Raw genomic sequence first — 12637 nt, 5'->3', positions numbered from 1 at the left:
ATATGTCTACAAACAAAAAAGATCAGGTTCACGAAGATAATTTTGAAAATTTAGAAGAAGCTTTAAGTAGAACCGAACAATATATTGAGAATAACCAAAAGAAATTAACTTATATCGCATTAGCAATTATTGTGATTGCTGTAGGTATCTTTTCATATCAGAAGTATTACAGAGCTCCACTTGAGCAAAGTGCACAGGCTGAAATGTTTCAAGCGCAGCGTTATTTCGAGTTAGACTCTTTTAATCTTGCGATTAATGGTGATGGTAACTATGATGGTTTCCTTGATATCATTGACAACTATGGCTCAACTGAGGCTGGTAATTTAGCTGCATACTATACAGGTATTTCTTACCTACACCTTGGTGAATTCCAAAATGCAATCACTTATCTTGAAGATTTTTCTTCAGATGATTTCATTCTTTCATCACTAGCTAAAGCTGCTATTGGTGACGCTTATATGGAACTTGGAAACAACGAGAAAGCGGCTTCAAACTATATGGCTGCAAGCTCAATCAATACCAACAATTTCACAACACCTATCTATCTTCAAAAAGCGGGTATCGCTTACGAGATGACAGGAAATTACAACGATGCTCTAGCAGCTTACGAAACAATTGAGAAAGATTTCGCAAAATCGTCTGAAGCTCGTGATATTGAAAAGTACATTACTCGTGCAAAATTGAAGTTGAAATAATCAACTCACTCAGATATAAAAAAAGCGAAGATCAATGATCTTCGCTTTTTTTTGTGTGCTATTTCTACTGAGAAATCTAAATATCTTTAATCATCTGGTTTTTTATAAAAGGCCATACCGCTTTTTTCCTAATAAGAATAGACTCATATGACATAGCTACAATTTGCTCATCCAAAATTATCCGAAGGAAATGTCCTTCGCCAGCTTTTGTATCTGTTAAAACCCAATCCCAGCAGCCATTTTAGGTTATAACAATTCCCCCACTTTCTCTTAAAGAATCACTCTATTGATCTGTTGTTTATTCAAATCTTCAGCAAGAAACAATTCGGAAAATCGGGGTCTAAAAAAAGCCCCTAAAAAAGGGGCTCTATAGAAATATGATGATTCAGTAATTACTCAACTTTCTCAAGTTGCACAGTAAAGTGACGCATAATAGGAGCCTCATCCACAATCTTAAGACCGTGCTTAATATCCATACGTCTGTCCCAAACATTTTTAAGTGCTACAGCAACCACATCCATATGATTGTTGGTGTAAGTACGACGTGGAATAGCCAAACGTAACAATTCCAATTTTGGATAACGGTTCTCACGAGTTTCAGGGTCTCTATCAGCTAAAATAGCACCAATCTCAACACCACGAATACCCGCTTCCAGATACAATTCACATCCCAAAGTCTGTGCCTGATACTCTTCCTTTGGAATATGACTTAAGAATTTCTTAGCATCAACAAAAATAGCATGTCCACCAATTGGCATCTGAATAGGTACACCAAAACTTCTTAGTTTCTCACCCAAATATTCAACCTGCTTGATACGTGTTTCCAATGTTTCAAACTCAGTTCCTTCGTCAAGACCTTGAGCCAAAGCATTCATATCACGACCAGACATACCACCATAAGTCACATAACCTTCGAACATGATATTGTAAGTAGATGCCTCTTTCCATAGGTTCTCATCCTTCATTGCAATAAAACCACCCATGTTTACAATAGCATCTTTTTTAGAGCTCATGGTTGCCATATCAGCATATGAATACATTTCCTTCACAATCTCTTTGATTGTCTTATCCTGATAGCCTTCTTCACGAAGTTTGATGAAATAAGCATTCTCAGCAAAACGAGCCGAATCGAAACACACTGGAATACCATACTTATCTGCCAATTCCTTAACAGCTTTCATATTTGCCATTGAAACTGGCTGTCCTCCTGATGTGTTACAAGTTACGGTAACAATAATCATAGGAATCTGCTCTTTAGGGTAAGTTGAAAGCACAGACTCTAATTTTACAAGATCCAAATTCCCTTTGAAAGGATGATCGATTAAGGTATCGAAAGCCTCATCAATGGTACAATCAACCGCCTTAGCTTTTCTGAATTCGATATGCCCTTTGGTTGTATCAAAGTGTGAGTTACCAGGAACAATATTGCCTTCTTTAACTAATACCGAAAACAAAACATTCTCAGCAGCACGTCCTTGGTGAGTTGGTAAGAAATGATCGAAACCCAAAATGTTTTTCAAGGCCGCTTTCATTTTATAATACGAACGAGCTCCAGCGTATGATTCATCACCCAACATTAACTCCGACCACTGTTTATCACTCATTGCACCTGTTCCTGAGTCAGTCAACAGGTCAATGAATACGTGATCGCTTTTTAGATTAAACAAGTTATAATTGGCTTCCTTAAGCCATTGTTCTCTCTCTTCTCTGGTGCTTTTTCTGATGGTTTCAACCATCTTGATTTTGTACGATTCTGCGAAAGGTAATTCCATGATTATATTCTTTTAAATTTTTAAATGTATCGAATTAATCTTCTCATTATAAAACGAGAAACTTTAATTTAAGGTTTACAATTAGATGTACCTGAAACATAGCACCCAAATAAAATTAGGGTGTATACATACAGTTATAGCTATCGCTATCAATTAAAATCTAATAATTACAGTATATAGTGGGAAAGCTTTACTGAAGCTCAGGCAATAAAAACCCTCAACGACTAATAGTGGTATCCGTCGCGGTTCTTAATATTAAGGAAGTTGTTCTGTTTTGGTTTTGAAAGTCGATTATGCTTTTTCATAGTCTCAATTTTTACCATCACCCCAAAAATAAGTTTTTTCAATTTCATAAAAAAGACCTACATGCATTTTTCGCAAACGATTGTAGTTATTTATACGCATTTTTCCCTTTTAATACAGAAATTTATTCTCATTTTTGTTCTTCGTGGAGTTGAAATACAGATCAGTTTATCTGACCTGTCTTACAAATTATCACATACAACTTATACTAAACCCTAAGACACACTCATTGAGATGAATCGAAACCTTTTTCTCTTACTTTTATTCTTTCAATTCTCCTTTCTTTTTTCACAGAAAAGTAAGGCTAGTTCAATTTACAATCAGGTTTATGACACAAAATTTATAAACATTCAAAACTTAGATGGTCTAAAAGATACACCACAGGAGCCAGTAACTTCAATAGAAAGGGATTCAATTGAAATTAAAACACATTCACTTCCAATCAACCTTTATAAAATTGCTCATTCAGAATCAATACAAACCACTTATTTCGATGATTCAATAAAAACAAAAAAATTCACCGATCCATTAAAACACATCGATAATATCGCCTTCAAATATTTACTTGGAGAGCTTAAGGTTGAAGCACATTCAAAAGAAAATAAATCTTTAGACAAGGCCCTAAACACCTTACTCGACTATGTGGAAAATGATAGTCTCAGACATATGGTCAACTATCTAAAATCGTATATCGAACAGCGCCAAACCGAAGAGGCTCTTAGGGAACTGGCAAAAAAAGTGGATCGTGAAAATCAAAAAATTAAACAAGCCGAAGACCTTTCCAAGGAGGAAAAGTTCGATGTGGTAGATGATGTGCAAAAATACAGCCAGTTGTATCATTATATCGAAGATGATTCAGTACACCAATGGATCAGAGAAATCAGCCGCGATTCTGTTGAGTTTGCGGTAAAGAATGCCATGAATGACTCCCTTGCCTTTTGGATAAATAATGGCAATTCGGATTTTAAACGCTTTTGGTTGAAAAAAAACAAGCGAGATTCAATAGGTGTCTGGCTTCAAAATACGCCTAATAAGGGAATACGCATTTTATACGATGACGATGTATATCAGGAATCGGTGAGAAATACCAAAAGAAAAGGAGCAAAAGTTCGTTTGGAAGAGCAACTGTCTCCTGATGGATTCAAACTGGCACGCCTGAAAAAATACAAACGTTATGTCGATATCTGGAAATTTGGAACTCTGATTAAGTTAGATTTCAATCAGGGCCATGTCAGTAAAGACTGGGCTGAAGGGGGCGAAAGTTCTATATCAACTTTAACTGGGATTAAGTCTTTTGCCAAATATCAAAAAAACAAAACCTCTTGGGAAAGCACCCTCGATCTCGAATATGGTCTTCTAAAATCCGGTAATAACGATTTTAGAAAAAACCAGGATAAGTTAGAATTCAACACAAAATTTGGTCAGTTAGCTTTCGGGAAGTGGTATTACACATCGATGTTTAATCTAAAGACACAATTTGTCAGAGGTTACAACTACTCGGCCGACGGCAGCAGGAAACTTATTTCAAACTTCTTTGCTCCTGCCTATATTCTGGGATCAGTCGGTTTAGACTTTAAACCAAAAAAGGACTTCTCAATTCTGATTTCACCCTTTACGGCTAAGTACACCATTGTAAGGGATACGGCGCGTATCGATCAGACTGCTTTTGGTATTGATGCCGATAAAAAAATTAAAAAAGAGGTCGGTTCCTACGTGAAAATCCTACACAAATGGGAGATTACAAAAGACATTAGTATGGAAAACAAACTTGAATTCTATTCCAGTTATACCAACAAACCGAAAAATATTGATGTCGATTGGCAGTTCATCTTAAATCTTCCAATTAATCAATACTTGACAACAACCGTATCAACCTATCTGATTTCGGATAATGATACCGGATCTAAAGTGCAGTTTAAAGAAAATTTAGCCGTTGGCATTAAATATCAATTTTAAAAAAATTAAAGACATCCTCAGGGGTGTCTTTTTTTTGTCTGATTTTGGCATAATAAAATCAAAATTAAGATTTACGCTCAGTCACTTTATTTGTATCTTTGCAAAACTAAATAATCATTTTACAACTTAATTTTTATAGAATGCACAGTTTAACAGCTATTTCACCAATCGATGGACGCTACCGTGATAAGGTTGACGTATTAGGAGAGTATTTTTCGGAGTATGCGCTTATCAGATACCGGGTATTGGTAGAGGTCGAATATTTCATCTCACTTTGCGAACATCCACTTCCTCAGCTAGCCGATTTCGACACCAACAATTTTGATGAACTACGCAGTTTATACTTAGACTTTACTGTTGAAGATGCACAGAAAGTTAAAGACATTGAGGCTGTAACCAATCACGATGTAAAAGCCGTTGAATACTTCATAAAAGAAAAGTTCGACGCATTAAACTTACAAAAATATAAGGAATTCATTCACTTTGGATTGACTTCACAAGATATCAATAACACTGCTACACCATACTCTTTAAGAGATGCGGTACATGATGTTTATTACCCTCTTTTAGACCAACTGATCGAAAAGCTTGAAAACTTATCTAATGACTGGAAAGATGTGGCTCTTTTGGCTCGTACTCACGGACAACCTGCTTCTCCAACTCGTTTAGGTAAAGAGATTCAAGTTTATGTATACCGTCTTAAAAAACAATTGGATCTATTAAAATCAGTTCCTTGTTCGGCTAAGTTTGGTGGTGCTACAGGTAATTTTAATGCCCATCATGTGGCATATCCACAAATCGACTGGAAAGCTTTTGGTAACAAGTTTGTAAATGAGTCGTTGAAATTAGAGCGTGAAGAATACACCACTCAAATTTCGAACTACGACAATATGGGTGCAATCTTCGATAACTTCAAACGTATCAATACCATCCTAATTGATATGAACCGTGATTTCTGGACATATATTTCCATGAATTACTTCAAGCAAAGAATTAAAGAAGGTGAAGTAGGCTCTTCAGCTATGCCACATAAGGTAAACCCTATCGATTTCGAAAATTCGGAAGGTAACCTGGGATTAGCGAACGCAACATACGAACATTTGTCAGCTAAATTGCCTATCTCTCGATTGCAACGTGATCTTACAGATTCAACTGTATTAAGAAATATTGGTGTTCCTTTTGCTCACTCAATCATTGCCTTCAAGTCGGTATTAAAAGGCTTGGATAAACTGATTCTTTCACCTGATGCTTTTGAAGCTGATTTAGAAGAGAACTGGGCAGTTGTAGCTGAAGCTATTCAAACCATCTTGCGTAGAGAAGCATATCCAAACCCTTACGAAGCTTTGAAAGCTTTAACTCGTACAAACACAACGGTATCTCAAGAAAGTATTGCTGAATTTATCGATACACTTGAGATTTCAGACAGCCTAAAAGCTGAATTGAAAACGATCACTCCGAGCAATTATACAGGAGTTTAGTCTCAAACATATCTTATTGAAAGGCCGCAGGAGTTTGACTTCTACGGCCTTTTTATTTTATAAACTGAGATGTAACGACTGCCACTAAATATTGTTAAATCTTTGCGAATAGCTGGTAAGAATCGTATTTTTACCAGCTATTTTGTTTTACTTCATATCTGAAAAACAAATTATAACAAATACATACTAGAAATAATTTAAACTAATAAATGAAAGATTTCATTAAAATATTACGACGATTCCTTCCTCCATACAAGAGTGATTTAATCATGAGTTTTGTGTACAACCTGTTTGCAGCAGTCTTTGGTGTATTCTCCTTTGTGATGATGCAACCTGTTCTCGAAATTCTTTTCGAAGATTCCGAAGTTGTAGCCAACAAAGTACCATGGGAAATCAGTTTAGATGCAATAAAACACAACTTTTATTATTACACAACTCAAATAAAGATAGAGTATGGTGCAGATTCTACACTCCTATTTGTAGGTGTTGTATTACTTGTTGCTGTATTTTTCAAAGTTACTTTTACATATTTAGGTTCTTATCACACAGTTCAAGTTAGAAACTCAGTTGTTCGAGATATTAGAACAAAAATTTATGACAAAATTGTAAGCCTGCCAATTCCTTTCTTTACCGAAGAGAAAAAGGGAGATATCATATCGCGTTCTACTTCTGATGTTCAAGAGGTTGAGAATTCTGTAATGAACTCATTGGACATGTTCATTAAAAACCCAATTCTCATTATTGTAGCCTTGGTTACTATGATTATCATGAGTCCACAAATGACACTTTTTTCATTCATCATTTTACCTATTGCGGGTTATATCATTGGTCGAATTGGTAAAACATTAAAAAAGAAATCCCGTTTAGGTCAAAACAAAATGGGGGATCTTTTATCAACCATTGAAGAAACCCTGTCTGGTCTTCGCATTATCAAAGCTTTTACAGCTGAGGAGAAAGTTTCAGAAAAGTTTGCTATTGAAAATAACGACTACCGTCGTATTATGAACAGCCTGATGCGTAGAAGAATCCTGGCTCATCCTGTGAGTGAATTCCTAGGAACTGTTGTGATTGTGATTGTCCTTTGGTATGGTGGAAAATTGATTCTTAATGGGAACACAAACTTAAATGGTGCAGGTTTTATTGCTTACTTGGTTGTTTTCTATTCAATCATTAACCCAGCCAAAGCATTCTCGAAAGCCTTATATAGTATCCAAAAGGGGTTGGCAGCTATGGAGCGAATCGATCAAATCTTAGATGCTGAGTCGACTATTGTCGATAAAGCCAATGCAAAATCGGTTGACAAATTTGAAAAAGCTATTGAATATAGAAACGTAGGCTTCTCGTACAATGGCGAAAAACAAGTTCTGAAAAACATCAACCTTGAAATTCCAAAGGGAAAAACCATTGCCTTAGTTGGTCAATCAGGTTCTGGAAAAACAACGTTTGTTGATCTTCTTCCTCGTTTTTACGATGTAATTGAAGGTGGTATTTTTGTTGATGGTGAGGATATTCGTGATCTCAAAATTGCTGATATGCGTAACCTAATGGGGAATGTGAATCAGGAATCCATTCTATTTAACGACACCATTTTCAACAATATTGCTTTTGGTGTAGAAAATGCCACAATGGAAGAGGTTGAAGCCGCAGCAAAAATTGCTAATGCTCACGACTTTATTACAGCGACAGAAAATGGTTACCAAACCAATATTGGTGACCGTGGTGGTAAACTGTCTGGTGGTCAGCGTCAGCGATTGAGTATTGCACGAGCAGTATTAAAAAACCCTCCAATTATGATTTTGGACGAGGCAACTTCTGCTCTTGATACAGAATCAGAACGTTTGGTTCAGGATGCTTTAGATAAATTAATGCAGAACAGAACTTCGGTTGTGATTGCTCACCGCTTATCAACTGTAAAGAATGCGGATTTAATCTGTGTTTTCCACGAAGGTGAAATTGTTGAACGAGGCAAGCATGATGAGCTGATTAAACTTGATGGGACCTATAAAAAGCTTAATGATATGCAGATGTTATAGGCTCTGAATAAAATATTTAGTGATAGAAAGATGACTCTAAATTGAGTCATCTTTTTTTTGTTTCATTTTTTTCGCTTTTAACCACCACCCCCTCGCAAACTCGGGGATTCCTCCTTAAAATTTGTCAGCCTGCCGTTAGGCGTGATACTGATGCTACTACATCGAGTATACCAGGATCAGGCTGACTTGATTTTTTGCTTACTTTTTTATCGAAGAAAAAAGTAAGAGCCCTGCTGCTTGAGCGAAAAGTATATAACAGAAAAAGATGATCTGTATAGGATCATCTTTTTCCGTTTAGGGCAATTCGAGAAGTTTAGAATTCCTTCTTTAATTGCTCCACCCAAGCTTTAATACGCTCATCAGTTAATGCAGCCTGATTTTCAATATCCAGGGGCAAACCTAAGAATTTACCATCACGCAAAGCAACTGAACGCTCGAAGGTATACCCTTCAGGGCTGGTTAAACCAATCACCTTGGCACCTCGTTCTTCCAATGCAATAGCCAATAAGCCAATAGCATCCACAAAGTTCTCAGGATAGCCTACCTGATCGCCCAAGCCGAAAAGGGCCACTTTTTTCCCTTTGAGTTTAAGCTGTTCGATAGCTGGCATAAACTCATCCCAATAGTTTGGTAATTCACCATCAAACCAGGTTGGAACACCAAGCAGCATATTATCGAATGATAAGAAAGACTTCTCATCAATTTCCTCAACATTCACCATTTCAATGTCAAAATCCTTACCGAAAGCTTTCTTGATTTTCTCAGCATTCTTCGAAGTCTTAATGGTATTGAAGCTATATATTAATCCTATTTTCATCTCTTAATATTTTTAGAATCTGATAAAAGTTAATCCTTACTCTTAAAATTACAATTTATTCGTAACATATTCGCACATTTACAGATTAACTCATCACTCTTTTAGTAGTCTAACAAATCTTTAGCTGCAGCATAAATTTTCTCATTGTTTGGAAGAATTGCTTTTTCCAAAATTCGATTAAATCCAACCGGAGTAAAAGTTGATCCAACTCGTTTTACTGGTGCATCCAAATGTTCAAAAGCTTCCTCTGTTATAATCGCTGCAATTTCAGCACCAAATCCAGAGAACACCTTATCTTCATGTACCACTAAGACTTTATTGGTTTTAGCAACCGACTTAAGAATACTTTCCTTATCCAATGGAATTAGAGAACGCAAGTCCATCACTTCAACATCACGACCTAAATCCTTAGCAATCTGATCAGCGACCTCAACACACATGTGTGTGGTATTACCGTAAGTTATAATGGTTAAATCAGTCCCCTCACGACGAACACGAGCCTTACCAAATGGCACCTCAAAATCATCAGGAACAACAGCAGCTGCTTTAGGATCATTATACAAAGCCTTTGGCTCCATAAACACCGTCATCCCTTTCGAACGAATACTGGTACGAAGCAAACCTGCCGCATCATCAGCATACGATGGGTAAACAATTCGAACACCAGGGAAAGTTGATAGCGCACCTTCGATATTCTGAGAATGGTAAAGTCCACCACCAATATAACCACCAGAAGCTAAACGAACAGTGATGTTAGGTGAATATTGCCCCTTAGTACGCCAGTATTCGTGAGTCGTTTCAACAAATTGCTCCATAGCCGGCCAAAAATAATCAGCAAACTCAGCACCTTCAACAACAATACGAATCTTATCATTAAAACGGCTCATACCATTGGCAGTACCCATAATAAAGTCTTCGGCAATTGGTGCATTAAATACACGCTCGATACCGAATTCCTGCTGCATGCCTTTCGAAACATTGAAAATACCACCCTTGTCTTTATTGGCGATATCTTGTCCCCAAATAAAGGTATCAGGATTGTGACGGAATTCAGCTTTTAAGGTTTCATTTAAACCTTCGATCAGCTTTTTGGATTCTCCTGTTTCGTTATGAAGTCCTTCCGGATATTTAGAAGCAGGATAGGATTCTGGCATTACAAAATCGTGAACTGAATTTGGGTCCGGATCCGGAGCGGTCAAACCAGCTCGGTGCGCTTTTTTAACCTGCAATTTCACATCGGCCTCAATGGCTTGCAATTCCTCCTCAGTAAAACGCTCGTAACGAATTAACAAACGGCGAAATTTTGCCAATGGATCGTATTTCTGCACGTAATTCAACTCAGCATTATCGCGATACAGCTCATGCTTATCCGAATTAGAGTGTGACCCCATACGCACACAGTTTGCCTGAACGATAGCAGGCATCTGATTTTCGATTGCATAAGCTTTCGCCTCTGCCATGGTATTCATTGAATCAAATACATCTTTACCATTACAATGGAAAATCTTCAAGTATTTTAATCCCTTAAAGTTATCCGCAACCTTACGATTTGCAGTCTGATCTTTCTTAGGAACAGAGATTCCATAGCCATTATCCTGAAAAACAAAAATAACTGGTAATTGTTCTTTCGAAGCTCCATTAATCGCCTCGTAAACATAACCTTCTGAAACTGAAGATTCGCCCTGAGAACTAATGGCAACACCTTTGCCTTTATAATGTTTTAGTGCACGCGCAATACCTACCGCATGTAAGGTATGATTCCCTGTACATGAAGAGACATTGTGCACATTCCACTCTGGTTTGGCAAAGTGGTTCGACATATGACGCCCACCACCAGCAACATCCGTATCTTTTGAAATACCGTTAAAAATAACCTCTTCCGCAGTTAACCCCGCAGAAAGAGAAGTCAACATATCACGGTAGTAAGGAAACAAATGATCCGTTTTTCTATCAAATGTTTGCCCAATAGCCAACTGAATACCATCATGTCCTGCATAAGGAGCATGGTACGACCAGCCAATGGCTTGTTTCAAATAATTAGGTGCCTTTTCATCAAGAGCACGTCCTAAGGTCATTAAGTTAAACCACTCAGCAAGCTGTTTTTTAGGCGTCTCCTTTATGCTATATTTTTTCTTATTTGTCATTGTAAAAGTCATTAATATATTAGTAATACATCTTCAAATGCTTGTTTGACCGAAGCCAATTAAACGCCTCTGTTAAGATCAAACTCCTCAAGATAGTCGGCAATCTTTCTCAAGAAAGCACCACCCAAAGCCCCATCAACCACACGATGGTCGTAAGAAAGAGACAAGAACATTTTTTGACGCGGAACAATAACATCACCAGCAGGAGTTTCCAGTACAGCAGGTTTCTTTTCGATAGTACCAACTGCAAGAATAGCAACCTGTGGCTGATTGATAATAGGTGTTCCCATTACATTTTTAAACGATCCGAAATTTGATATTGTGAAAGTTCCACCTTGAATATCATCAGCATCTAATTTGTTATTTCTGGCTTTATCAGCCAATGTATTCATGCCGACAGTTAAACCCAATAGATTCTTTTGATCTGCATTCTTAATAACCGGAACAATCAAATTACCTGAAGGCAAAGCAACAGCCACACCAATATTGATATCCTTTTTCACAATAACCTTATAATCATCAACTGATGAATTAATCATTGGGTATTCGCGTAAAGCCTTTGAAACAGCCTCAATAATAATTGGCATAAAGGTGATCTTCGTTTTCTCTTTTGCGAAAAACTCATCTTTCACTTTATTTCTCCAATTCACCATATCAGTTACATCAGCCTCAACCATAGCTGTAACGTGAGGTGAAGTTTGTTTCGACATCACCATATGATCAGCAATAATTCGGCGCATACGATCCATTTCAATAATCTGATCATTTGCACCAACTGACATTGAAACCTTTGGCTTTTCAGGACTTGCTATTGTCTTTTCTGCAGCTGGCTTAGCAGGCGTTTCAACAACAACCTGAGCTTTTGCCGACCCCTGTCGCTCAGCAACAAACTTCAAAACATCCTCCTTCTGCACACGACCATTTTTTCCATGACCAACAATTGAATCCAATTCAGCCTGACTAATTTGTTCTTTTTGAGCAATTGCCTTCACCAATGGAGAGTAAAAACGATCTGAATCTGATTTGATCTCAACAGACTCACTCACTACTTTTTCTTCTACAGCCAAAACTTCCTGACTTGCTGTTTCCTGAGTTTGGGTCTCTTCTACATCGTCACCACCACTCAAATCAATAATTGCTACAACCTCACCCACAGGTACCACATCGTCCTCTTTGTAGCGAATTTCAATCACTTTCCCAGATACTGGAGAAGGAATCTCAGAGTCCACCTTATCGGTTGCAATCTCGAAAAGCATATCATCCTCTTCTACTGTATCATTAAGATTAACAAACATTTTGGTGATGGTTGCCTCCTGAACACTCTCCCCCAACTTGGGCATTAGAATTTCAAAACTTGACATATATTCTTTGATTATTAGTTAGAATCTTTATAAATAATGAGACAAATATATCATTTATTTTTATTTAGACTCCTTAAG

8 protein-coding genes are annotated in these 12637 nt (G+C 37.2%); 4 read left to right on the top strand and 4 right to left on the bottom strand.

Features of this window, described 5'->3' with window-relative positions:
• Positions 1-2: 2 nt before the first annotated feature.
• Entirely contained in the window at positions 3-695 is a 693-nt protein-coding gene (locus tag EV201_RS12710; protein WP_130308017.1) for a tetratricopeptide repeat protein, read from the top strand.
• A 392-nt stretch (positions 696-1087) separates the two neighbouring features.
• On the opposite strand, the gene tnaA is transcribed toward EV201_RS12710, so the two are convergent.
• Positions 1088-2467, bottom strand: coding sequence for a tryptophanase TnaA (gene tnaA, locus EV201_RS12705; RefSeq protein ID WP_130308016.1), 1380 nt, complete (start codon positions 2465-2467; stop codon positions 1088-1090).
• Between the two features lie 537 nt (positions 2468-3004).
• On the opposite strand from tnaA, the gene EV201_RS12700 reads away from it, so the two are divergent.
• From EV201_RS12700 to EV201_RS12690, 3 genes are all read left to right on the top strand, one after another.
• Complete coding sequence (locus tag EV201_RS12700) at positions 3005-4726, top strand: DUF3078 domain-containing protein (RefSeq protein WP_130308015.1); 1722 nt, start codon at positions 3005-3007, stop codon at positions 4724-4726.
• Between the two features lie 140 nt (positions 4727-4866).
• Positions 4867-6204: an adenylosuccinate lyase gene (purB, locus tag EV201_RS12695; protein WP_130308014.1), complete on the top strand. Its 1338-nt coding sequence runs from the start codon at positions 4867-4869 to the stop codon at positions 6202-6204.
• A 209-nt stretch (positions 6205-6413) separates the two neighbouring features.
• Complete coding sequence (locus EV201_RS12690) at positions 6414-8237, top strand: ABC transporter ATP-binding protein (RefSeq protein ID WP_130308013.1); 1824 nt, start codon at positions 6414-6416, stop codon at positions 8235-8237.
• A gap of 313 nt (positions 8238-8550) precedes the next feature.
• Here EV201_RS12690 and EV201_RS12685 read toward each other — a convergent pair whose 3' ends face one another.
• The 3 genes from EV201_RS12685 to EV201_RS12675 all read right to left on the bottom strand — a co-directional run bounded on the left by EV201_RS12685 (position 8551) and on the right by EV201_RS12675 (position 12559).
• Positions 8551-9054: a flavodoxin gene (locus tag EV201_RS12685; protein WP_130308012.1), complete on the bottom strand. Its 504-nt coding sequence runs from the start codon at positions 9052-9054 to the stop codon at positions 8551-8553.
• A gap of 101 nt (positions 9055-9155) precedes the next feature.
• Entirely contained in the window at positions 9156-11198 is a 2043-nt protein-coding gene (locus tag EV201_RS12680) for an alpha-ketoacid dehydrogenase subunit alpha/beta (RefSeq protein ID WP_130308011.1), read from the bottom strand.
• Positions 11199-11257: 59 nt separating this feature from the next.
• Positions 11258-12559 carry a dihydrolipoamide acetyltransferase family protein gene (locus EV201_RS12675; protein WP_130308010.1) on the bottom strand — a complete coding sequence of 434 codons (1302 nt, stop codon included), beginning with the start codon at positions 12557-12559 and terminating at the stop codon, positions 11258-11260.
• Positions 12560-12637: the final 78 nt, after the last annotated feature.

It is taken from the genome of Ancylomarina subtilis, assembly GCF_004217115.1.
GTDB classification, from domain to species: Bacteria; Bacteroidota; Bacteroidia; order Bacteroidales; family Marinifilaceae; genus Ancylomarina; species Ancylomarina subtilis.
This window is presented reverse-complemented; position numbering and strand designations above follow the sequence as displayed.